This window comes from Acinetobacter rongchengensis, assembly GCF_003611475.1.
Classification (GTDB): domain Bacteria; phylum Pseudomonadota; class Gammaproteobacteria; order Pseudomonadales; family Moraxellaceae; genus Acinetobacter; species Acinetobacter rongchengensis.
This window is the reverse complement of the sequence record NZ_RAXT01000019.1, coordinates 1-23453: the sequence shown is the minus strand read 5'-3', so window position 1 is coordinate 23453 and position 23453 is coordinate 1. Positions and strand designations below refer to the sequence as shown.

The window sequence follows — 23453 nt, the reverse complement described above, 5'->3', positions numbered from 1 at the left end:
AAGCGTAAAACAGAAATATTATAATTGGTGTTCAAGCCTGTCTATTTATGCTTGATGATGAAAATTTTTTTATTGAATTGACGTAGAGTAATTATCAATATATTTTTAAAAACATATCGGTTATTTTATAATCCAAATGGGGCGCATGATGTTTCAAAATTTTAAGAATAACAGTGTTCGATCTGCCATATTATGTTGTGGGTTCGTTCTTACAGCGCAGGTACATGCAGAACAATCTGTTACCGTTTATGCCGCAGCAAGTCTAACCAATGCAATGACTGACTTAGATCATCTATTTGAAAAACAAAACAAATTAGCAGTAAAAACTTCCTATGCAGGGTCATCAACCTTAGCCAAACAAATAGAAGCTGGAGCACCAGCAGATGTATTTATTTCCGCCGATGAGCAGTGGATGAATTATTTACAAAATAAAAAATTAATTCAGTCAAATAAACGGGTCAATTTATTGGGAAATCGCTTGGTTTTGATTTCACCCAAATCTAAACCTATCAAAATAAAAATGGACAAAAGCTTCGATCCATCGACTGCATTTCAAGGCAAGATATGTACGGGTGATACCAAAAGTGTACCTGTAGGCAAATATGGCAAACAAGCTTTAACCTCACTTGGCTGGTGGCAAAAATTAGCACCGCGTTTGGTGGAAACTGAAGATGTCAGAGCTGCCTTAAACTTTGTTGCACGGGGTGAATGTCAGTTGGGAATTGTCTACGCTACTGATGCTGCAATCAGTAAAGATGTCACAGTGGTTGGGGTATTTCCAATCAGTACGCATACCCCGATCGTTTATCCATTGGGTCTGGTTCAAAATAATCCACAATCTGTAGCGTTCTACCAATTTTTACAAGGTAAACAAGCCAATGCAGTGTTTAAGAAATATGGCTTTACTGTGTTATTACCTGCTCAATAATAATGTTTTCGCTATCATCTGAAGAGCTTGAAGTTCTTAAACTCTCTTGCCAAGTTGCAGCAGCTTGCTTGGCGTTTAGTCTGATCCCTGCACTCGCAGTGGGTTGGGTCTTGGCTCGAAAAGAATTTTTTGGAAAATCATTATTTGAAACTTTAGTGTTTTTACCTTTGGTGCTTCCTCCAGTTGTACCAGGTTATTTGTTATTGCAAGTTTTCGGTAGCCGCGGCGTATTGGGACAATATCTAGAACAGTTTGGACTCAATTTAGCATTTAACTGGAAAGGAGCGGTTTTGGCTTCGGCAGTGATGGGATTTCCCTTATTGGTACAGTCGATCCGTCTTGCAATTGAGTTGGTGGATCAACGTTTAGAAATGGCTGCAAAAACATTAGGGGCATCTTCTTTTGGAACATTCTTTTATGTCACTTTACCTTTAGCGAGTAGTGGAATATTAGTAGGTGCAATCTTATGTTTTTGTAGAAGTCTTGGCGAGTTTGGCGCAACAATCACTTTTGTTGGGAATATTGCAGGTGAGACTAGAACATTGCCCTTGGCGATGTATAGTTTGATGCAACAACCTGATACTGAACATGCAGTATGGCGCTTAATCATTCTGTCATTAACAGTTGCGTTCTTTGCCTTATGGTTTGCCCAATGGTTTCATCGCTATCAGAAAAAAAAGAGAGGGCGTTAATTGGATGATTGATTGTCATATTCAGTTAAATTTAGGAAAATTTAAACTCGATCAAGCATATGCATCTGAACATCATGTCATCGGTCTTTTTGGTGCTTCTGGTTCAGGGAAAACCAGTATTTTACATGCCATTGCAGGGTTAAATACTCCTGCAAATGGATGGATTAAAATTAAAGATCAAACGTGGTTTGACTCAGAACAGAAAATCAATTTAAGTCCGCAGCAACGTAGTGTGGGTTTAGTCTTTCAAGATGCTCAGTTATTTCCACATATGACAGTTATGCGAAATTTATTGTTTGGATATAAACGGGTTGCAACGGAAAAACAGCGTTTTGATCCAGACTATATTATTGAATTACTAAAATTAAATCATTTACTGAGTCGTATGCCTACGAAGCTTTCTGGTGGAGAAAAGCAAAGGGTTGCATTAGGGCGAGCATTATTATATTCACCAAAATTATTATTATTAGATGAACCTTTATCTGCACTTGATGCTGCACATAAGCTGGAAATTATTCCTTTTTTTCAAAAGGTTCAACTGGAAACTGATATTCCAATGTTATATGTCAGCCATGATATGAGTGAAATTAAACAATTAACAGAGCATATTTGGTTGCTTTAAGTTGTTTTGAGCCAAATGCTGAATTAACTTCGTCGCAATCATTTTTTTGATAAAAGTAACATAGAGCGTAAATATAAAAAGCACCTCACATGGATAGGTGCTTTTCAATGTTTTGATCCATTCAGCTTTATTTAAGGTTTGGATCAGCTTTCTTTAAGAAAAAGTGTATCGCAAGTTTTTGTAACCAAGTGCCATAAGGTGGATAGAACAATTGGGTGGGAAAGAAACGGTGACGCATAAACACTGTTTTTGCATGTGAAAGTTCTCTAAAACCTTCTTCGCCATGATAAGTTCCCATTCCAGAATTTCCGATTCCGCCGAAAGGTGCATCGTGATTGACTACATGCCAGCCCCAGTCATTGACAGTGACACCGCCTGAATGTGTTTGTTTTAAAATATGATCACGTTCTTGTGAATCATGCGTGAAGCAATATAAAGCCAATGGTCGTTCACCTGCATTAATATACTGAATCGCATCTTGCAGCGTGTCGTATGCCACAATTGGAAGTACAGGACCAAACAGTTCTTCTTGCATAATGCGCATGTCAGCTGTGCAATTCAGCACAATATGTACAGGCATACGCCGTGCATCTTGTTCAGGATTGTATTCACCACATGCAATGACTTGCGCACCTTTTTGTTGTGCATCCGCTAGAATTTCTTGAATACGTTTTAAATGACGTTCATTGACGATTGAAGTGTAGTTGTCATTATCACGGATGTTATTGCCATACATCGCGGTAAAACTGGATTTACATTCTTCGGCAAACTGCTCAACATTTTCTTTAGGAATCAGTGCGTAGTCAGGTGCAACACAAATTTGCCCACTGTTTGTTGCTTTACCATGCAAAATACGCTTCGCTGCATCTGCCAGTGGGTAGTGACGACTAACAAGAGCAGGAGATTTTCCGCCCAGTTCAAGTGTTACAGGCGTTAGGTTTTCTGAAGCTGCACGCATCACCACACGACCGATCGCAGGAGAGCCTGTAAAAACAATATGATGAAAAGGCAAAGCGGTGAATGCAGCAGGATTGGTAATTTCCTCGCCAAAAACAGCAACTTGATCTTCTGTGAAAATTTCCGCAAGCATGCGTCGCATCACTGCATTGGTTGCAGGAGTTAGCTCAGAAAGTTTGATCATAACTCTGTTCCCTGCTGCAATGGCAGCAACCAATGGGCCAAGTGCCAAATAAACAGGAAAATTCCACGGTACAATCACGCCAACTACACCTTTGGGTTGGTATTGAACACTCAAGCGATTGGACAGAAAAAGTAACTCTGTGCTGCGTTTACTTGGCCGCATCCAACGACGTAAATGACGAATGGCATGTTCAGCTTCAAGAACAGAGCCGAGCAAGTCTAGCAATTTTGACTCATCTACAGATCTTGAACTGAAGTCGGTATTGATTGCTGTTGCAATCACATCTTGATAACGAATAATTTGTTTTTTGAGTTTAATTAAATCCGTACGTCGTGAATCTGAATCGGGATAGGGCGCAGTTTTAAACGCAGCACTTTGTCTGTCAAAAACCGATTGCATGTGTTCATGTGCTGTATGATCTGTTTCCTGCAAAATAGACATTTCTACTGTAACTCCATTCATACTGATTCTTGGTTAAACTTTATGCTTGATAGGACCAAGAGTCGATGTTAAATTGAGACAATGAAAGGTAATTTAGTGCCATTCAATGGCTTATTCGATGGGTGGTATAAATAAAATGACTCAACAGCATCGTTTTATTGAAGCATGTTATGATACTTCAGCATTAGGTCAAGGTACGGTAATACAAGGTTTAACCAGTCTCATCGATGAAATGCTCCGACAGGGACACTCTTTACAGGAACTACTTCAAGGAACTGGAATCACTTATACCGTTTTAAACAATGCAACATCTCAGATTGCACAACACCAAAAATTACAGTTATTCCAGAATATTCTTCGCTTATCAAAAGATCCTTTAACTGGAATCAAAGCGGGGCAAAAGCAACGGCTTTCAGATTTCGGGATTTATGGCTATGCACTTTATTCGTCCAAAAACTTTAAACAAGCAGTGGAATTAGGTATTCGCCATATCAAATTGGCTGGTCCCGTCCTACAGAAGTCTTTTCGAATTGAGCCAGATGCGGCAATTTTTGAAGGAAAAGAAGTCATTGCGTTAGGAAAATTATTACCCTTGATTTGTGAATTTTGGTTCAGTTCAATGCAAACTTTGATTGAGAGTGTATTGGAAGGTCCATTTCAAGCTAAAAAACTTTTACTTCCGTATCCTGCCCCTGAACATGCCGATGAATATCAAAAGGTTTTCCATTGTCCAATCGAATTTGATACAGGTGTGTTGCAATGGCATTTTGATTTGAAATGGCTTGAGGTTGCTTGTCCAAATGCTAATCCAATGACTGCTGATATGTGTAAATCTTTTTGTGAGCGAATGCTTGGAATTGAAGATGATGAAACGCCTGAATTGATTAGAACAATACGTCTTATTCTTATGGATCAAGTAGATAATTTTCCGACAGCTCAAGAAATGGCTGAACGTTTACATCTTTCCAAAAGAACATTGTATCGCCGTTTGGCAGATCACAATATCAGTTATCAAGACATTATAGACACCACCAGAAGACGGCTTGCAGATGAATATTTGCAAGGAACAACTTTAACGATTGATGAAATTGCAGCACGACTTGGTTTTTCGGATACATCAAATTTTAGAAAAGCCTATCGACATTGGACAGGAATGTCTCCAAATGAATATCGAATACAATTGGATCATGCTTTTAATCCTAGTCTTATCTAAAACTGTCTTTTAAATACCACTCAGATTAACGCTATATTTGATTCAACATAGATTATTTATGTATGTCTATGAATATGAGTTTCATCTGAATGATGGTGATGCTTTTCATCATGGTTGTGATCATAGTCTTGGCGAATACAACAGCCTGCAACATATTGGCTGCTTCCATCGCTATAAAACTCTTCTTTCCATACAGGAACTTCATGTTTCACTCGTTCAACAGCTTCTTCACAAGCTTGAAATGCTTCCCTACGATGGGGAGCGTAGGCAATCGCAATAATGGCTTTATCGCCAATATCTAATGTTCCAATACGATGAATAACACGGACATAGTGAATGTTATATTTTTCTTGTATTTCTTGTTCAATCGCTCGAATCATCTTTTCTGCAACGGGTGCATAGGCTGTATATTTAAGTGCCTGAACTGAACGTCCTTCATGGTGATTTCGTACAGTGCCAATAAAAATACCTGTTCCACCACATTCTGGAAATGCTTGAATGGTGTCAAAACGATCTAAATTGAGTGCAGTATCTTGGATGCGAGCAAACTGTAACATATTAACCTCCTGCAACAGGTGAGAGTAAAACTAAGGTACTGTCTTTTTCTAAGATACTTTGGCGGGAAATAATATCTTCACCGATTGCACAGGCACAGCGTTCTATCATCTCAGAAACTGAAGGATATTGTTGCTTAATTTGCGCTAATACATCAACAACCAAACTATTGGGTGCACAACTTAAGCTCAGGTCAGCAGGTAGGTGTTTTTCAATTGCACCATAAGATTCAACTTTTATATTAATTTCCTGCATATCTGCCTCTATATTGGAACTGTTTTAAACTTTAAAAGGATAAGTCATTTATTGATATTAAATAGGTATTCATGCACTTTAGCACGATCCAATTTAATCATCAAAAATTGAAAAGCACATGTCTGAAAGTGACCTTGTTATTTATCTTGTTTGGTAAAATAACTTGATCATCCATTTTTTACATAGCCCTGTGACCCAATTGAATTTTTTAAGCAGTGATCTTCTATCTGTTTAATGTTCAATGGATTATTTCTGATAGTGTTGTAATTCCTCAAAAGAGTTTAGGCTGTGGTATTTCAGATTCTGATTCTGAATATTAACAACTTGTGGCGCAAGTTCTGCAAAACATCGCCTTAAACTCAATTGTTGATGTTGTAGATGCTGAGTGAGCGTGTCAACACTGCTACGTTTGAGTAAGCAGAAAGGGTAGAGTGCTTGCCCGTTGATAGAAACATAAGCCACGGAAGATAGCGGATTTTGTTCTAAAGCTTGATGCAGATACAGCAATATATCTTGTGGAATTTCGGTAATATCGCATGGGATAAATAAAACATAATCAGATTGGACATAAGACCAAGCACTTTTCATGCCGATTAATGGTCCTAAAAAACCCTCTGTCTCATCTTTGAAATAGCCAATGTCCGAGATCAATTCTAGATAACGTTCATAGTCTCGATGACTATTGATCCATATTTCATCAACTTGCCCTAGAAAAGCCTGATATATTTTTAACAGCTGAACTTCATTGTCAAAGCTTTGTAAGAGCTTATTTTGACCATTCATTCGTGTAGCCTGCCCACCTGCTAAAATGACCAGTGCTGTTGTGGGATAGTTTTGCATCATATTGACCTTATATTTGTATGATGACCCTCTAGGCTAAATTTTCAAACCTCTGCATTTGCTTTAAAATAAAGCAAAACATTCATAATGACCGCAAATAATGCAATGCAGAAGGTTTCATTTGAAGCAATTGATCTGTACTTATTCATCGACGCTTATAGTGCAATAAAATCGACATAGTCCAATAATGGCGTATCTGATCGAGCAGGGATTCGAACAATCACATTGGCTTGGTTTAAATTGCTGAGCATATGTGACTGTTGTTTACCCAGTTTTGAAACAGTCAATTGGCCATAATCATTCACATTCACAACCATACGTAATAGTTGTTCACGACTGTCTTGTTTTACACTGTCTGTGAGGCGAGCTTTTTTCCATGCAGGCATCGGTGAGTGGCTACCTTGCAATGTCGCCAATAATGTCGAAACATGCACCGCAAGACAGGTAAGAACTGCGGCAGGATTACCCGGTAAGCCCAGTAAATAGGCATGGTGATGTTCTTTTTGATATTCAGCAAAATAGAGCGGTTTACCCGGTTTTTGTGCAACTTGCCAAAAGATTTCTTTCGCGCCTAAAGCCATAGATACAGGGCGAATCAGATCATAATCCCCGACAGAAACACCACCTGTGGTAATGACGAGATCATAGTGATTCATGGCATTGGATAATGCTTGAGTGAGAATATTTTCATCATCAATCACATGCTCTAAATGAATATCATTCAAGCCTTGTTCTTTGAGCCACGTTAAAATCATCGGTGCATTTGCATCAAAAACTTTAGATTCATTATCCAATTGGGTGCTAACTTCATCCCCTGTGATCAGAACCGCAATTTTAGGTTGTTGATAAACTTGTACTTCCTGCACGCCTGCCATACTCAACGCTGCGATTAAACCACTGCTTAAACGCTGACCTTGATTTGCAAGGATTGTACCGACTGTGAGCTCTTCGCCTTGATAACGAATGTCCGTCCCTTTTTCTAAAGGCTGATTTAAAATGGCTAAATTTTCAGTACGTGTAATAATCTCTTGTCGTGCAACAGTATCTGCTGAATCTGGAAGTTTTCCACCTGTAAAAATACGAACCATTTGACCTGTTTGAATTTCTACATGCTCAGCTATGCCTGCACGAATTTCTCCAACCAGTTCAAACTTAGTAATCCCAGCGAGTAAATCTTCACTTCTGAGTGCATATCCATCTACTGCGCTTTGAGTAAACAATGGGAGTGAAACCGCTGATTGTACATCTGCGGCTAGAACATGCTGATGTGCTTGAATTAACGGTACAGTCATAGGTTTGAGTGTTTTGACTGAACTGTAATGTGCTAAAGCTTGATTAAGTGTAATTAAGCCGATACCTGAACAACTCATTCATAACCTCCGGGATGTGGCAGATCTCGGCATACATCAAAGATATGCACTAAAGCAGGTAAAATAGCTGCCATCGATTCACTTGCACCACCACGACTGCCCGGTAGAGTAATCACCAATGAACGATCGATAAAGCCTGCAACACCACGAGACATCGCTGCATATGGTGTGCGCTTTTGTCCAAATGCACGTGCTGCTTCCATCAAGCCATTTAACTCACGTTCAAGTAAAGGCTGTAAAGTATCGACAGTAATATCTCGTTTACCAATACCTGTTCCACCCACCGTAATCACGCAAGCATAGGATTGTGTTAATTTTAAAACCAATTCTTTTAATTGATCTGCTTCGTCAGGCAAAATTTGATAATGAATCGGGTCAAAACCTGCTTCGGTCAAAGTATCTACGACTGAACGGCCTGCTGTATCTGGTTTTCGACCTGCTGCAACAGTGTCAGAGAGTACCAATACTGCTGCTGAAACGGGTTGGCGTAAATGGCGTTTATAATGCGATTTTCCGCCTTTTTTCAGGTCTAATTTACATTGTTGAATAATCAATTCATGCGGTTCGCAATGCGGTTTAAGCATGTCATAAATCGTGAGTGCAGCAAGACTAGCCGCAGTTAATGCTTCCATTTCCACACCTGTTGGTGCAATGGTTTCAACAGTCGCTTGAATAATGACTCGGTCAGCGAGTAATTCAAAATCAACATCGGCACGGTAAATCGGTAAAGGATGGCACAGGGGGATCAGTTCATCGGTACGTTTTGCAGCCATGATTCCAGCAATTCGTGCTGTTTTCAGGGCGTCACCTTTTTCAGTATTGCCATCTGCAAGAAGTTGTAAACAATGCGCTGGTGCAAGCAGTTCAGAAGTTGCGGTTGCAACTCGATAGCTTTCTGGCTTCATGCCAACATTTTTCATAGAATTTTCCGAAAAATTAAAATACAGATCTTCAGTATTGCCTAAGTCAGACTGTTTGATCAGGAGAAAAAATTATTACTTATTTAGATAACACAAAAATAAATCTAGTGACAGCTGAAGTGCCCGACAATATTTAAAATCATCCCCCAATGGCATGCATACTAATTTTACGTATCGGCGCTTGTTGATGTGCAATGAATCCAGCTTTTTTATGCCACACAGCATCCATAATCGTCGTTGTTAGTGAAGATAAATCATTTTTCTGAAGTAAATCACGTAACGGTGTACCAGCATTTGCAAATAAACAAGTGAATAATTCACCTGTTGCTGTTAAGCGCAAACGATCGCAAGTTTGGCAAAAAGGTTTACTGATGGTCGAAATGATGCCTAATTTGTAATCATTGTTGAGACGGTAAATTGTTGCAGGATCATGCTGTCTTTGTTGTTTTTTTATCTGAAAATGTGCTGTAAGTTTTTGAATAATTTGATCTTCAATAATTACTTTTTCAGGCTGCCAGTGCAGAGGTTGGTCTAACGGCATATATTCAATAAAGCGTAATTCTATATTTTGCTCATATGCCCATTGAGTGAGTTCAACAATTTCATGATCATTTTTGCCTGCAACTAAAACACAGTTTAATTTAATCGGAATGCCGACATGCAGTGCCTCAGCAATCCCTTGTAGTACAGGTTCGAGTGGGCGTTTGGTCATACTTTTAAATGTATCAGGATGAATACTATCTAAACTAATATTGAGGTCATCTAAACCCGCTTGTTGCAAAGCGTGCGCATACTTTTTTAAATAGAAGGCATTGCTTGTCATGGAAATACGTTGTAAGCCATGTGCTTTGAATCGATTCAAATCATGAATAAAGTTCACAACACCTTGACGCATCAACGGTTCACCGCCTGTCAAACGAATATGTTGGATGCCCAAATGCACCATAATTTCACAAAATTTTAATAATTCTTCAAAGCTTAAAATATCTTTTTTAGCGAGCCACTCTGGTTTATCTGGCATGCAATAACTGCAACGAAAATTACAACGATCCGTGAGAGATATTCTGAGTTTATGTTTATGGCGACCAAATTGATCGACCAACTGCGTTGATGCATTGGTGACTAGCGGCATTTTTACGGGTGTTGCTAATGTTTTAGTCGAGCCGTCCATAGTCGTAATTAACCTTGTTTAATCACAGGATAAGATCATTTATAAAGCAGTATGAGTCGTTTTATTTTAAATATCAACTTCAACAATTTAGTTTTTGTGTACCCTTGGATTCTTGTTTTTTATGTTGTTATGCAAATTCAAAAGCCAGTCTAAATGGCTATTTTAAGATACAATTCTCATTATAACTCATTATAAATTGACGATTGAAATCTCGTAAAAAAGAGAGGATATTAAAAAAATAAAACTGATATTTTTTTAAAAAGTTGCAATAAAACAACGTTGAATAATTTAAATGATGGTTTAATTATGTGATTTATACATATGTTTTTTAATTGTTATTGCAACCTATTTTGAACAATGAAGTAAGTTATATTAAGTAAAGTAATAAGCATCTTTTTATGGAAAAACGGACGCAGAGGGCTGGAATATGGAAAATGTTGAGGATCAAAAGCATAACGATGATCAGCCAAGTTATGCACGAATAGAACCTTATACGCATCCTGCTGGTGGTTGGGGCGCTTTATTAAGTGTTGCAAGAAATTTAAAACGACAAGAAGTATTTAAAAAAGGGGCGATTACACTCCTCAATATTAACCAACCGACTGGGTTTGATTGTCCCGGCTGTGCATGGCCTGAAAAAAAAGATGCACATGCCTTTAACTTTTGTGAAAACGGTGCCAAAGCTGTTGCATTCGAGGCAACCTCAAAACGAGTAACCCCAGAATTTTTTGCCACACATACGGTCAGTTGGTTGTCTGAACAAAGCGATTTCTTCCTCGAGGATTCAGGTCGTTTGACTGACCCAATGCGCTATGACCCTGTATCGGATAAATATACGCCAATTTCATGGGATGATGCTTTTAAGCTGATTGCTAAACATTTGCAAGCTTTGGATGATCCAAATCAAGCCGCATTTTATACCTCTGGTCGTACCAGTAATGAAGCTGCTTTCCTTTACCAACTCTTTGTTCGTGAATATGGAACCAATAACTTCCCTGATTGTTCAAATATGTGCCATGAAACCACCAGTGTCGGTTTACTCGACTCGATTGGTCTCGGTAAGGGGACGGTGACCTTAGACGATTTTGATATCGCTGATGCGATTTTCAGTTTTGGGCATAATCCAGGAACCAATCATCCACGCATGTTGGGAACTTTACGTGAAGTTTCTCGTTGTGGTGGCAATATTGTTGCGATTAACCCATTAAAAGAACGTGGATTAGAACGCTTCCAAGATCCTCAGGCACCTGTTGAAATGATGACCAATGGCAGTACACCAATAAGTCGTTATTATTTCCAGCCGAAAGTAGGCGGTGACTATGCGCTCATGTTCGGGATGTTAAAACATCTACGTGAATGGGATATACAAGCACTTGCTGCGGGCAAGAAAAGTGTCTTTGACCGTTCATTTATTGAAATGAACACTGTTGGTTTTGATGCCATGATCGAAGAGATTGACCGTACTGCATGGCCTGATATTCATGCACATACAGGTCTTTCACCTGAGCATTTAGAATCTTTAGCTAAGCTGTATCTAGATGCCAAAACTGCAATTTTCTGTTGGGGCATGGGGATTACACAGCATCGTCATGGTACTGCAAATGTACATATGCTCGCAAACTTAATGTTAGCAAGAGGACATATAGGTCGACCTGGGGCAGGTTTAGCACCGATTCGTGGACATAGTAATGTACAAGGTGATCGGACTATGGGAATTAATGAATTACCAAGTGCTAAATTACTTGACAATATTGATCGTGTCTTTGGAATCAAATCACCACGTCATCATGGTTTTGGGGTGGTCGATACCATCAAAGCGATGTATGAGGGGAATGTAAAAGTTTTTATCGGTTTAGGTGGTAATTTTGCCGTTGCAACCCCTGATACACCATACACACAAGAAGGATTACGTCGTTGTAATTTAACAGTACACATTGCAACGAAACTGAATCGTAGTCATTTGGTCTGTGGTAAAGAAGCACTCATTTTACCGTGCTTAGGTCGTACCGAAATTGATAAGCAGCTACATGGTGTACAGGCTGTTAGTGTTGAAGATTCAATGAGTAATGTGCATCTTTCTGCTGGACGTAATGAACCAATTTCCAATGATTTATTATCAGAGCCTGATATTGTGGCACGTATGGCTACAGCAGTCTTGCCCAACAGTGATATTAAATGGAAATGGTATGTGGAGAGTTATGACCGCATTCGTGATTCGATTGAACAAGTTTTTGATGAGTTCCATGATTTTAATGCACGTGTTTATCAGCCAGGCGGTTTCCACTTAGAACATCCTGCCAATCAACATGTGTGGAATACCCCAGTGGGTAAGGCACAATTTTTAATTACCCCATTGGCGGAAGTCTATACGGATAAAGAAAATAAATATGCTGAACAATACACTGGTGCAAAAGTCTATACCTTGATGACGACACGCTCACATGACCAGTACAACACGACTTTGTATGGATTAGATGATCGTTATAGAGGGGTCTTCGGTCAGCGCCGTGTCTTGTTTATGAATGCTGAAGATATTGCTGCGGCTGGTTTTGTTGCAGATCAATGGGTAGATATCGAAAGTATTTATTCTGATGGGGTGAAACGTATCGTTCACAGTTTCCGTATTGTGCCGTATAACATTCCTAGAGGGAGTTTAGCTGCGTATTATCCTGAAACTAATCCGTTGGTAGCACTCAGTAGCCATGATAAATATGCAAAAATTCCTGCATCGAAAAGTGTACCTGTGATTTTGCATGCAGGGCAAGCACCTGAACATTTCAATTTGGCAGAAGCCGTAGATCCTGAAGATGCTAATCAAATTGTGAATAGAGCAGGATAAAGTGTACAGGTTGTAAACATTGTATTGCTTTATAGAATGGTACTTGATTATAGAGTGCCATTCTAAACAAATGATGCTTTTCAGATGTTTATAGGGATTATAGCGAAAGTGAATATGAGGGAGTAGAGGTTGAATTCTCAGGGATATGAAAGCGTTGATATCCAGCGTTTAAATCAGAATACAACTGTTGAACAGTCAGATTTTGTGGTACAAGAATATCCTATTGCACTGGTTTATAATGGAATTTCACATGCTGTGATGATGGCAACCCCAGCAGATATTGCAGTTTTTGCCAAAGGTTTTAGCCTGTCTGAAGGTATTTTGAGTAATTTGAAAGAACTTTATTCTCTTGAAATACAAGAAACAGAATTGGGTATTCAAGTTGAAATGACCATTTCAGCCCGAGCTTTCATGGCACTGAAACAACATCGTCGAATGATGATCGGACGTACAGGTTGTGGTGTATGTGGAATTGAAAGCCTACAGCAACTTCATTTGGATTTGCCTCAAATCACCACACAACTCTCTGAGATATGGTTGACTCAAATTCCCAAAGCAATTTCTCAATTGAATATTCGGCAGAAAATCACTCAAGTCACAGGTGGAGCACATGCTGCTGCGTGGGTAGAAGGTGGCGAAATTATTGCCTTATTTGAAGATGTCGGTAGACACAATGCTTTAGACAAACTCTTGGGTTTTATTTCTGAAAATCAGTATGATGTCAGTCTGGGTTTTGTGGTCATGACCAGTCGTGCAAGTTATGAGTTGATTCGGAAATGCGCACAACTGAATATTGGCTTATTGGCATGTATTTCAGCGCCAACCAGTATGGCGATCAATATGGCAAAGCAATCTGGTTTAACATTGGCGAGTTTTTGCCGTGGTGATGGTTTTGTTTTATATACATAGATTTATTTTCTTAATTTTATTGATTGAATCATTTAATAGCGGGTTTAGGAACTTGCTAGCTAGAAACCAATAAATGTAAGCAGTTTTCAGTGAGCTTTATTCGAGAATGTCGTTATTAGAGTAAATATATGCATGATGCCAAATTAAAATTACAGTTAAGAGTGTTGTTTAACGAAGACATCGCATTTGGACCAGGGAAGGCTGAACTTTTAGAGGAAATTCGGCGTTCAGGTTCAATTTCTCAAGCTGCAAAAAACATGAATATGAGTTATCGACGTGCATGGCAGTTGGTTGAAACCATGAATCATAGTTTTCAGTCGGCATTGGTTGAAACCCAAAAAGGTGGCACGCATGGCGGCGGCGCAAAAGTCACAGATTTGGGAGAAAAAATACTTAATCAGTTTAGACAGATGGAACAAAATGCACGACATGCAATAGAACATGATTTTCAAGACATATCGAGTTTTCTAAAGAAATAGTCCTGCATTTGATTCACGAATGATATTTATACTTTACGGCTATTTAATCAAGACGATCCATTAATCAAGACAATGTCGATATTCCAGCTTCTCTTAAACATTGTAGTAAGACACCAAAAGCCATCAACATATCTTTTTCATTCACACATGCAAAACCTAAGAGTAATCCTCTTTGCATGGTTGGTTGCATGTAATATTGGGAAAGCGGTCTGACTTTTATGCCACGTTCTAAAGCCATGGTTGCAATGGTTATATCATTACAAAATTCAGGAAGTTTTAGAATGAGATGTAAGCCTGCTGCTTGATCATATTCATGAATAAATGCACTGCCAAGATATCGTGTAATGAGGTCAATTAAAAAATCTCTTCGTTTACCGTAAAGTAAACGCATACGTCTGATATGTGCTTCATAATGACCTTCGCTGATAAACTCAGCGAGTGCTTTTTGTTCCAGTAAATGTCCACCTCTATATAATTCTGCTGCGGCGATGCGTAACAGTGGAAATAATGGTTTAGGAACAACTAAATAGCCTATTCGTAAAGATGGGTAGATGGTTTTGCTAAAAGTTCCCATATACAAAACAGGTGCGTTTTGTTCCAAGCCTTGTAGTGATGGGTAAGGTGATCCTGAAAAACGAAATTCACTGTCGTAATCATCTTCTACAATCCAACTATTATTCTTTTGAGCAATGTGTATTAATTGTTTTCTTCGTTCTAGGCTTAAATGTGATCCTAGTGGATATTGGTGGGAAGGAGTCACAAAAATTAGTTTTGGCGCCTGATCAAAGCGTGTATTAGGAATAATACCATTAGCATCCACAGGCATTGGGTGAAGGTCTAATCCATTCATTCTTAAAGTATTCCGCATCCCCCAATAAGCAGGATCTTCAATCCATACTGGGTCTCCAATATCGCTGAGTGCTCGAGATACTAAATCGATGGCTTGGTGAACACCTTCGGTAATAATAATTTGGTCTGCATCACATTGAACTGAACGTGCAATACGCAAATAATCCGCCAACGCTTGGCGTAGTTCGATACAGCCACCTGCATTGCTATAAATCAGGCAGTCGATATCTGGTTCACGGCTTAATCTAGACTGAATTCTACTGAAAATATGATGTGGAAACTCTGTTACATCAGGTGCACCAGGAACAAAAGCTCCCCACTGATGTGGTGATGCAGCCGCATATTCGATTAAATTAGAACCACGTTTAGATAATGTATAGGAATTTTGTATTTTATCTCCTGAAGCATTATCTAAATGAATATGTGTATTTAAAAATGCTTCTGGTAGTTGTTCAGATACCCATGTGCCATGTCCAGTGCGTGCTTCTAAATAACCTTCAGCTTGCAATTGCTCATAGGTGGTTAACACTGTATTGCGTGAAACATGTATTTCTTGAGCTAAATCCCGAGACGCAGGTAAGCGTACTTTGGGTTGAATCACCCCTTCAATAATTGCACTGCGTAAACAATGAAAAAGTCGTTGATGCAATTTTCCCTCAGTTTCCTGCTGTAGGCGCTGTAGGACATAATCTCCAAGTAAACTACGCAATTGGCTCTCTCCTGCAGGTTGTAAATGGCTCTCGTCAGTTGTTATCAGACAGGCCAAATTATGAGAATCCTGTGATTACTGATCCAAAAATTAAATTATGGATATCGAGTCCCTAATTGTAATTGATGCTTATAAATATTGAGAGAATCTAATGAATGATAAACATTCTGCACTGAATGCGCGTAAACAGCAAGCAACTCCACGTGGTGTAGGCGTGATGTGTCAGTGGTATGCGGAGAAAGCGGAGAATGCCACGATTTGGGATATGCAAGGTAAACAGTATATCGACTTTTCTGGAGGGATTGCCGTATTAAATACAGGACATCGCCATCCTAAAGTCATAGCCGCTGTTACTGAACAATTAAGTAAATTTACACATACGGCATATCAAATTACCCCATACGAAAGTTATGTGGCTTTAGCTGAACGAATTAATGAAAAAGCCCCAATTACCCAACCCACAAAATCTGCTTTTTTTTCAACGGGAGCTGAAGCTGTAGAAAATGCAGTGAAAATTGCACGCTCGTATACAGGCCGTCAGGGCATCATTACTTTTGGTAATGGTTTTCATGGTCGTTCATTTATGACGATGGCAATGACAGGTAAAGTTGCACCGTATAAACGTGATTTTGGATTGATGCCAGGTGGTGTTTTTCATGCTCGTTACCCTGTGATTGCGCAAGGGATTAGCGTGGATGATGCAATTGAAAGTGTTGAAAATATTTTACATGAAGATATTGCACCACATGATGTTGCCGCGATTGTACTTGAACCTGTTCAAGGGGAAGGTGGTTTCCATATCGTACCTGCTGAGTTCTTAAAGCGCTTAAGAGCTTTATGTGATGAACACGGTATTTTATTGATCGCAGATGAAGTTCAGTCTGGTTTTGCTCGAACAGGTAAATTTTTTGCCATGAATCATTTTGAAACCAAAGTTGATTTAATGACAATGGCAAAAAGTATGGGGGGCGGTTTTCCTATTTCAGGTGTGGTTGGTCGTGCAGAAGTGATGGATGCTCCAAACCCAGGAGGCTTGGGTGGAACTTATGCGGGTAGTCCTGTTTCTATTGCTGCAGCACATGCAGTGATGGATGTGATTGAAGAAGAAGGTCTATGCGAACGTGCTAATCAGCTTGGTCAAAAATTAGTTTCAACACTCAATTCGATTCAAAAAGAGAGTAGTAACATCGTTACTGCAATCAGAGCGCTTGGATCAATGATTGCTGTTGAAGTACAAACATCCGAACAAGCTAAAGCTGTACAAAACTACGCAATGGAAAAAGGTTTATTGCTGTTGACCTGTGGTAAAAATGCGAATGTGATACGTTTCTTATATCCATTAACCATTCCGACTGAGCAATTCGATCAGGGCTTGAGTATTTTAATGGATGCTTTTGCCGCGCTTAATGCTAGTCGTTCAACTGCAATGGAGAAATCTGCATGATGCAAGGTGATCTACAGTATTTGTTGAAACATCCTGATATTACTTTTGAAGCACCTGTTTCGAAAGAGTATGTTCAGGTTAATGATGCGGCTACTGACGAAACATTGGCATGGGTAAAAAAACACGATGCGCTTGCAATCAATGCAGCAATAGGTCGTTCTGAAAAAGCGCAACAGCTTTGGAAAAAGCAGACTGCTTTAGTTCGTGCTGATGTATTGTGGGGATGGTATAAGCTAATTCTTGAACATCAAGATAATTTAGCGAAAATTCTCACAGCAGAACAGGGCAAACCACTGGCAGAGGCACGTGGTGAAATTGCTTATGCTGCTTCATTTATTCGTTGGTTTGCAGAACAGGCACGTCGTGTTGATGGCGATATTTTGACTCAAACACAGGCTCAGCAAAGACTTTTAGTTCTGAAGCAACCTATAGGTGTTACAGCTGCAATTACACCATGGAATTTTCCTGCAGCAATGATTACACGTAAAGCTGCACCTGCACTTGCGGTGGGTTGCTCAATGTTAGTGAAACCTGCTGCACAAACGCCTTTGACTGCTTATGCACTTGAGGTTTTAGCTTTACAGGCTGGTTTGCCAGAAGATGTTTTGATCACGATCAGTGGTCAAGCGGCTGAAATTGGTGAAATTTTCTGTAGTAATGATATTGTTCGCAAATTGAGCTTTACAGGTTCAACGGAAATTGGTCGTATTTTAATGCGACAATCTGCCTCAAATATTAAAAAACTCTCATTAGAATTGGGAGGCAATGCTCCTGTTTTGATCTTTGATGATGCAAACCTTGATCAAGCTGTACAAGGTATTATGGCAAGTAAATACCGTAACAGCGGACAAACTTGTGTATGTGCAAATCGTATCTATGTTCAGGAAGGCATTTATAACGAGTTGACAGAGCGTTTGGTGACTGCTGTTGCGAAATTAAAAGTCGGTGATGGCCGCCAAGGTGACACAACGCAAGGGCCTTTAATTGACCAAAATGCTGTAGAAAAAGTTCAATCACATATTGATGATGCAGTGTTGAAAGGTGCAGCAGTTCGTATAGGTGGTAAGCGTTCAGCTTTGGGAGGAACTTTCTTTGAACCTACTGTATTGAGTGGTGTGACTCAGGAAATGAAGGTTGCGAAAGAAGAAACATTTGGGCCACTTGCTGCTTTATTCTGTTTTAAAACGGAACAAGAAGCGGTTGCGATGGCAAATGATACCGAATTTGGCTTAGCTGCTTACTTATTTACGAGCAGTACTGCTCGTCAATGGCGTGTGGGAGAGCAGCTAGAGTATGGCATGGTGGGTATCAATACAGGTGCTATTTCCAATGAGGTTGCTCCATTTGGCGGTATTAAGCAATCAGGTTTAGGTCGTGAAGGATCAAAATTTGGGATCGAGGAATATCTTGAAATAAAATACCTTTGCCTAGATTTATCTGAATAATTCAACTCTATGTTGTACTGAACTGATCATGTTTTTCATGGTCAGTTTTTTATTCAATTTAATCGATATTTAAATCAATTTCTTGCACAAAATTTAAAACTAAATAAAAATAACAACAGGATCATAAGTTGTGAATATAGTGTGATTTATAGCGCTTTTCAGAATTTTTCTTTATAAAATATTGGCCTTTTTTAAATGCAAAGTTTATTAACCTAAATCACATGAATTGGCTCTTTCGTATTCTCATTAATTGGTTCTTGTTTGCTTTGATATGAAAGCACACATTAAGACTAAGAACTTTATAAAATTAAGACCAAGGATGTGTTAAATAATATTAAAAAACAATAGGATAGTTTTTTAGACTAGCAGCTATTGAAAAGATGTTTTTAACAATCCAGAAAATTTGTTTAAGTGGTTAAAATAATTTATTTATTTTATTGCAAAACAGAGAGCCTTATTTTTATAAAAAATATTTAATTAATCTAAATAATTGAATTGTATAGATTGGTTTCCTAAACATATCAAGAGGATTTCATGTTAAGCAATTTTGGTATAGCTGGTGTTCAGATGCAGATTTCTGCATTTTCAAGCAATGTTGAGCAAATGGGTAATTATATGCGTTACATCCGCATGCGTTATCCATGGGTCAAAATGGTGATGTTTTCTGAATTGGCACCTTTAGGACCAAAACACAGTACAGCTGAAGCTTTACCAAGTCAAACTGAAGCTCAACTCGCTGATCTTGCGAATGAAACGGGTCTTTGGCTAATCACAGGTTCTTTGTTTGAACGTGTTGAAGATGAGGAAAAGGGCTCGATTGTTTATAACACACTGTCGGTTATAGATCCGAATGGAGAAATTGTAACGCGTTATCGCAAGTTGTTCCCATTTCGCCCGTATGAAAAGAACGTAGAAGGTGGAACTGAATTCTGTATTTTTGATGTACCTGAAGTTGGACGTTTTGGTGTGTCTATTTGCTATGACATGTGGTTTCCAGAAACAACACGTACTTTAGCGGCAATGGGTGCTGAGGTGATTTTACACCCAACGATGACAGACAGTATTGATCGTGATGTTGAATTGGCAATTGCTCGAGCATCGGCAGTGCAAAATCAAGTTTATTTCATCGATATCAATGGTGTGGGAGATGGTGGTGTTGGTCAGTCCATCGTTGTTGATCCATCAGGTTATGTTTTGCATCAGTCTGGAGCTGGTCCAGAGATTATTCCAATCGAGGTAGATTTTGAACGCGTAAGGAGAGAACGTCGACGTGGATTACGGACATTAGGTCAGCCATTAAAGAGTTTTAGAGATCGAGATTGCGATTTCACAGTATATGAAAAGGGTAATCCTGCTTTTACCTATCTAGATACATTAGGAACATTGGCTAAACCTGAAAATTAAATTTCAGATAGCAAGCAGGTCAATGGAAATAAGGACATAGGATGCCAATATATGAATCATCAAGAACAAAAACATAATACTTCTTTAGGCAATCACCGCAGTGTATGGGAAATACGTTCAGATGGTTGGATTAACTTGGTCGATGATATTCGCTATTTAAGTAGTTTAGTGCTTAACGCTCATGATCGGGCATCAATTGTAAAACGTGTTCAACAAACGATTGGCCTTTTAACACCAATAGAAAGTTATTGGGCTTTTCCTGGGAAACGTGTATTTGCTGATTTGTGTCAGTATATTGAACGAGAAGAATTTGCTTCAGCTTATCAAATCGCACGTCGTATTCACCGAGCATTAACAGCCAGTACTTATCGACACGATCATAATGTTTTAGATAGTGATCGTGAACTTCCTTCTCAAATTGAAACAGACAGCGAGCAACAAGCACGCTTGGCTCGTCCATATTTTGAAGTACTCATTGTTGATGAAATGTCAGCAGGTGAAGAAGAAGCTTTACGCCGTCGCGTACAAAGCAAACGCAGTGTCGATGATAGTTTTATATTCGATATCGTCGTGGTACCAAGCTTTGAAGATGCGTTAATTGCAACCTTGGTCAATTTTAATTTACAAGCTGTTGTCATTCGTCATGGCTTTCCATTTCGTTCGGTTAACCATATTGAATTATTGGAACGTTTCTTAAATGGAATAGATACAGATATTGAAGCAATGCCTGAGTTAGAGCGTGGGCCGTTGCTTGGGCGACAAATCTCGAAAATTCGTCCTGAACTTGATTTGTATCTTGTGACAGATGTTGGCGTTGAAGATATTGCAGCATGTGTAGATGGTGAGGTCTTTAAACGGATCTTCTTTGGAGAGGAAGATCATATTGAACTTTATAGTGCCATTATGCGCGGCGTTGGCGAACGTCATCGAACGCCTTTCTTCTATGCTTTGAGAGACTATGCGAAACAGCCTACAGGGACGTTTCATGCTTTGCCACTAGCAAGAGGTAAAGCCATTCTAAATAGCAATTGGATTGGTGATTTGGCACAGTTCTATGGCATGAATTTATTCATGGCAGAAACTTCAGCCACATCTGGCGGTTTAGATTCATTGCTAGATCCTGTTGGGCCACTGAAATTGGCTTTGGAATATGCTGCTCGTGCATTTGGTGCTCGCAGAACATATTTTGCAACGAATGGGACATCGACTTGTAATAAGATTGTCGTTCAGTCTTTGGTGCATGAAGGCGATATTGTACTGGTCGATCGCAATTGTCATAAATCACATCATTATGGCTTGGTATTGACTGGAGCACAGGTTGCTTATCTTGATTCTTATCCACTCAATGAATATTCAATGTATGGTGCAGTACCAATTGCCCACATTAAAGAAACCTTATTGAACTTTAAACGTGCAGGAACATTAAACCGAGTTAAATTGGTATTGCTCACAAACTGTACATTTGATGGGGTTGTTTATGATGTAGAACGGGTAATGATGGAATGTTTAGCCATCAAGCCAGATCTAGTCTTTTTATGGGATGAAGCATGGTTTGCTTTTGCAGGATGTCATCCAATTTATCGCCAACGAACTGCCATGGCCAATGCGGCAAGACTTGCAGAGCGTTTTAAAGACCCAGCTTATGCGCAAAGCTATGCGGAATGGAGTGCAACAATTGATTGGGATGATACAGAGCAATTACTAAAAACTCGATTAATGCCGAATCCAGCATTGGCTCGAGTACGTGTTTATGCGACTCATTCAACGCATAAAACGCTCACGGCACTCCGTCAAGGTTCAATGATCCATATTTGGGATCAGGATTTTAAAGAAAAAAGTGAAGAGGCTTTCCTTGAAGCTTACATGACTCACACTTCAACTTCAGCGAATTATCAAATCTTGGCAACTTTAGATGTGGGGCGTAGACAGGTTGAATTGGAAGGTTATGAGTTAGTTCAACGTCAGCTTGAGTTGGCAATGAGTTTGCGTGAACAAGTGATGAACCACCCTTTACTCAAAAATCATTTCCAATTTTTAAGAGTGGGCGATCTGATTCCAGCAGAATATCGTGAATCTGGCATTAATAGCTATTTTGATGAAGGCAATGGTTGGACGAATTTAGAACGAGCATGGAATACTGATGAATTTGTAATGGATCCTACACGTGCCACATTAATGATTGGTCACATAGGAATGGATGGAGATACATTCAAGAACAAAGAGTTAATGGATAAATACGGTATTCAAATCAATAAGACATCTCGAAACACCGTTTTATTTATTACCAATATTGGAACAACACGTTCAGCGATTGCATATCTCATTGAAGTACTGATTAAAATTGCTCGAAATGTTGAAATGCGTATAGCAGATATGAGTTCTGTTGAACGTAAAATCCATGAGAAAAAGGTGCGTTCTTTGACTCAAGAGCAACCGCCATTACCTGATTTTTCTGCATTTCATCGCGCTTTTAGAGGACAAAGCCAAAACCCTTCATTTGAAACCTTTACCCGTGATGGAAATGTCCGACGCGCATTCTTCTTATCTTATGAAGATGAAAGTTGCGAATATATCGATATGAGTGAAGCTGCATTAGCCATTGCAGCAGGGCGAGAGTTGGTTTCTGCATTATTTGTAATTCCTTATCCACAAGGCTTTCCAATTTTAGTACCAGGTCAGGTGATCAGTATGGAAATATTAAAATTTATGAGCGCACTAGATGTCCGAGAAATTCATGGTTTCCGTCCTGAACTTGGGTTCCGAATTTTCAAACAATCTGCACTTGAAGAAGCTGAACTGGCCTTGGGATTAAATACTAAACAACGTCTACTCATACAGAATTTACAAGCTGGATAACGTTGCAAGATATGTGATGTAAGGAAGAACGATCGCATGAGAAATCAATATTCATTGCTAATAATGAAGATGTTGCGACAGTTTTTGAGCAGTATTTATCCTCAGAATGGACAAAAATTGATTAAGGAAACAAGTATGAATAATAGCAATAAAGTGACCAGTATTTCAGATATGTTATTGATGTTTCATCGTAACGAACGACCAATTTACTTTATTAGTGCAACAAACTTTAACTTGTTAGGTATGGATCGTTGGGTAAATCGCTTTCGATATATTAATTATATTGATTGCTTTGATGGACGTCACCCAAATGTATTTGTCCCGCAAGAGTCACCACATGCGGAATTTGAGTCTATTGAAGACATTAACAA

The 23453-nt window shown here is 39.1% G+C and carries 19 protein-coding genes and 1 pseudogene; 12 read left to right on the top strand and 8 right to left on the bottom strand.

Features of this window, described 5'->3' with window-relative positions; all coding sequences use genetic code 11:
* Positions 1-145 precede the first annotated feature (145 nt).
* The 3 genes from modA to D7V20_RS10430 are packed head-to-tail and all read left to right on the top strand — an operon-like array spanning position 146 to position 2242.
* Positions 146-928, top strand: a complete 783-nt coding sequence (modA, locus tag D7V20_RS10440; RefSeq protein ID WP_120384230.1) for a molybdate ABC transporter substrate-binding protein — start codon at positions 146-148, stop codon at positions 926-928.
* Positions 928-1620, top strand: coding sequence for a molybdate ABC transporter permease subunit (gene modB / locus D7V20_RS10435; RefSeq protein ID WP_120384229.1), 693 nt, complete (start codon positions 928-930; stop codon positions 1618-1620). Before modA ends, modB begins: the two co-directional genes overlap by 1 nt.
* A 4-nt stretch (positions 1621-1624) precedes the next feature.
* Entirely contained in the window at positions 1625-2242 is a 618-nt protein-coding gene (locus D7V20_RS10430) for an ATP-binding cassette domain-containing protein (protein WP_120384228.1), read from the top strand.
* A 127-nt stretch (positions 2243-2369) separates the two neighbouring features.
* Here the strand turns inward: D7V20_RS10430 and D7V20_RS10425 are convergent, their stop codons facing one another.
* Positions 2370-3824, bottom strand: a complete 1455-nt coding sequence (locus D7V20_RS10425) for a coniferyl aldehyde dehydrogenase (RefSeq protein ID WP_120384227.1) — start codon at positions 3822-3824, stop codon at positions 2370-2372.
* A 136-nt stretch (positions 3825-3960) separates the two neighbouring features.
* Here D7V20_RS10425 and D7V20_RS10420 point away from each other — a divergent pair, with 136 nt between their 5' ends.
* Complete coding sequence (locus D7V20_RS10420; protein ID WP_120384266.1) at positions 3961-5037, top strand: AraC family transcriptional regulator; 1077 nt, start codon at positions 3961-3963, stop codon at positions 5035-5037.
* A 56-nt stretch (positions 5038-5093) separates the two neighbouring features.
* Here the strand turns inward: D7V20_RS10420 and D7V20_RS10415 are convergent, their stop codons facing one another.
* The 6 genes from D7V20_RS10415 to moaA all read right to left on the bottom strand — a co-directional run bounded on the left by D7V20_RS10415 (position 5094) and on the right by moaA (position 10109).
* Positions 5094-5594 carry a molybdenum cofactor biosynthesis protein MoaE gene (locus D7V20_RS10415; RefSeq protein WP_120384226.1) on the bottom strand — a complete coding sequence of 167 codons (501 nt, stop codon included), beginning with the start codon at positions 5592-5594 and terminating at the stop codon, positions 5094-5096.
* 1 nt (position 5595) lies between these two features.
* Positions 5596-5847, bottom strand: coding sequence for a MoaD/ThiS family protein (locus tag D7V20_RS10410; RefSeq protein WP_120384225.1), 252 nt, complete (start codon positions 5845-5847; stop codon positions 5596-5598).
* 246 nt (positions 5848-6093) lie between these two features.
* Positions 6094-6690, bottom strand: coding sequence for an NTP transferase domain-containing protein (locus tag D7V20_RS10405; RefSeq protein WP_171407799.1), 597 nt, complete (start codon positions 6688-6690; stop codon positions 6094-6096).
* A 152-nt stretch (positions 6691-6842) separates the two neighbouring features.
* The gene (locus D7V20_RS10400) at positions 6843-8057 is read right to left on the bottom strand and encodes a molybdopterin molybdotransferase MoeA (RefSeq protein ID WP_120384223.1); all 1215 of its coding nucleotides are present in this window, start codon (positions 8055-8057) and stop codon (positions 6843-6845) included.
* A complete protein-coding gene (moaCB, locus tag D7V20_RS10395; RefSeq protein WP_120384222.1) occupies positions 8054-8977 on the bottom strand; it encodes a bifunctional molybdenum cofactor biosynthesis protein MoaC/MoaB in 924 nt (307 codons plus the stop codon). Before moaCB ends, D7V20_RS10400 begins: the two co-directional genes overlap by 4 nt.
* Positions 8978-9116: 139 nt before the next feature.
* Entirely contained in the window at positions 9117-10109 is a 993-nt protein-coding gene (moaA, locus tag D7V20_RS10390; RefSeq protein WP_235831627.1) for a GTP 3',8-cyclase MoaA, read from the bottom strand.
* A gap of 466 nt (positions 10110-10575) precedes the next feature.
* Between moaA and D7V20_RS10385 the strand changes: the two genes are divergently transcribed.
* From D7V20_RS10385 to D7V20_RS10375, 3 genes are all read left to right on the top strand, one after another.
* The gene (locus D7V20_RS10385) at positions 10576-12987 is read left to right on the top strand and encodes an FdhF/YdeP family oxidoreductase (RefSeq protein ID WP_120384220.1); all 2412 of its coding nucleotides are present in this window, start codon (positions 10576-10578) and stop codon (positions 12985-12987) included.
* Between the two features lie 159 nt (positions 12988-13146).
* Complete coding sequence (fdhD, locus tag D7V20_RS10380) at positions 13147-13896, top strand: formate dehydrogenase accessory sulfurtransferase FdhD (RefSeq protein WP_407923944.1); 750 nt, start codon at positions 13147-13149, stop codon at positions 13894-13896.
* A 128-nt stretch (positions 13897-14024) separates the two neighbouring features.
* Positions 14025-14375, top strand: a complete 351-nt coding sequence (locus D7V20_RS10375) for a winged helix-turn-helix domain-containing protein (protein ID WP_120384218.1) — start codon at positions 14025-14027, stop codon at positions 14373-14375.
* A 64-nt stretch (positions 14376-14439) separates the two neighbouring features.
* On the opposite strand, the gene pdxR is transcribed toward D7V20_RS10375, so the two are convergent.
* Positions 14440-15933, bottom strand: a complete 1494-nt coding sequence (pdxR, locus tag D7V20_RS10370) for a MocR-like pyridoxine biosynthesis transcription factor PdxR (protein ID WP_213072508.1) — start codon at positions 15931-15933, stop codon at positions 14440-14442.
* Positions 15934-16084: 151 nt separating this feature from the next.
* Here pdxR and gabT point away from each other — a divergent pair, with 151 nt between their 5' ends.
* The 5 genes and pseudogenes from gabT to D7V20_RS10345 form a co-directional block, all read left to right on the top strand.
* On the top strand, positions 16085-17377 hold the full coding sequence (gene gabT / locus D7V20_RS10365; RefSeq protein WP_120384217.1) for a 4-aminobutyrate--2-oxoglutarate transaminase: 1293 nt from the start codon (positions 16085-16087) through the stop codon (positions 17375-17377).
* Positions 17374-18822 carry an NAD-dependent succinate-semialdehyde dehydrogenase gene (locus tag D7V20_RS10360; RefSeq protein ID WP_120384216.1) on the top strand — a complete coding sequence of 483 codons (1449 nt, stop codon included), beginning with the start codon at positions 17374-17376 and terminating at the stop codon, positions 18820-18822. Before gabT ends, D7V20_RS10360 begins: the two co-directional genes overlap by 4 nt.
* A 534-nt stretch (positions 18823-19356) precedes the next feature.
* Positions 19357-20226 (top strand): carbon-nitrogen hydrolase family protein, encoded by an 870-nt coding sequence (locus tag D7V20_RS10355; RefSeq protein ID WP_120384215.1) that lies wholly within the window; start codon positions 19357-19359, stop codon positions 20224-20226.
* 51 nt (positions 20227-20277) lie between these two features.
* Positions 20278-23082 carry an aminotransferase class I/II-fold pyridoxal phosphate-dependent enzyme gene (locus D7V20_RS10350; protein WP_120384214.1) on the top strand — a complete coding sequence of 935 codons (2805 nt, stop codon included), beginning with the start codon at positions 20278-20280 and terminating at the stop codon, positions 23080-23082.
* A gap of 135 nt (positions 23083-23217) precedes the next feature.
* A pseudogene (locus tag D7V20_RS10345) lies at positions 23218-23453 on the top strand (biotin carboxylase); the annotation flags it as partial.

Bases quoted from the DNA above. Each gene is read 5' to 3' on its own strand.
- modA (WP_120384230.1), top strand. From the start codon at position 146: ATGATGTTTCAAAATTTTAAGAATAACAGTGTTCGATCTGCCATATTA.
- D7V20_RS10430 (WP_120384228.1), top strand. From the start codon at position 1,625: ATGATTGATTGTCATATTCAGTTAAATTTAGGAAAATTTAAACTCGAT.
- D7V20_RS10425 (WP_120384227.1), bottom strand. From the start codon at position 3,824: ATGTCTATTTTGCAGGAAACAGATCATACAGCACATGAACACATGCAA.
- D7V20_RS10420 (WP_120384266.1), top strand. From the start codon at position 3,961: ATGACTCAACAGCATCGTTTTATTGAAGCATGTTATGATACTTCAGCA.
- D7V20_RS10415 (WP_120384226.1), bottom strand. From the start codon at position 5,594: ATGTTACAGTTTGCTCGCATCCAAGATACTGCACTCAATTTAGATCGT.
- D7V20_RS10410 (WP_120384225.1), bottom strand. From the start codon at position 5,847: ATGCAGGAAATTAATATAAAAGTTGAATCTTATGGTGCAATTGAAAAA.
- D7V20_RS10405 (WP_171407799.1), bottom strand. From the start codon at position 6,690: ATGATGCAAAACTATCCCACAACAGCACTGGTCATTTTAGCAGGTGGG.
- D7V20_RS10400 (WP_120384223.1), bottom strand. From the start codon at position 8,057: ATGAGTTGTTCAGGTATCGGCTTAATTACACTTAATCAAGCTTTAGCA.
- moaCB (WP_120384222.1), bottom strand. From the start codon at position 8,977: ATGAAAAATGTTGGCATGAAGCCAGAAAGCTATCGAGTTGCAACCGCA.
- moaA (WP_235831627.1), bottom strand. From the start codon at position 10,109: ATGCCGCTAGTCACCAATGCATCAACGCAGTTGGTCGATCAATTTGGT.
- D7V20_RS10385 (WP_120384220.1), top strand. From the start codon at position 10,576: ATGGAAAATGTTGAGGATCAAAAGCATAACGATGATCAGCCAAGTTAT.
- D7V20_RS10375 (WP_120384218.1), top strand. From the start codon at position 14,025: ATGCATGATGCCAAATTAAAATTACAGTTAAGAGTGTTGTTTAACGAA.
- gabT (WP_120384217.1), top strand. From the start codon at position 16,085: ATGAATGATAAACATTCTGCACTGAATGCGCGTAAACAGCAAGCAACT.
- D7V20_RS10360 (WP_120384216.1), top strand. From the start codon at position 17,374: ATGATGCAAGGTGATCTACAGTATTTGTTGAAACATCCTGATATTACT.
- D7V20_RS10355 (WP_120384215.1), top strand. From the start codon at position 19,357: ATGTTAAGCAATTTTGGTATAGCTGGTGTTCAGATGCAGATTTCTGCA.
- D7V20_RS10350 (WP_120384214.1), top strand. From the start codon at position 20,278: ATGAATCATCAAGAACAAAAACATAATACTTCTTTAGGCAATCACCGC.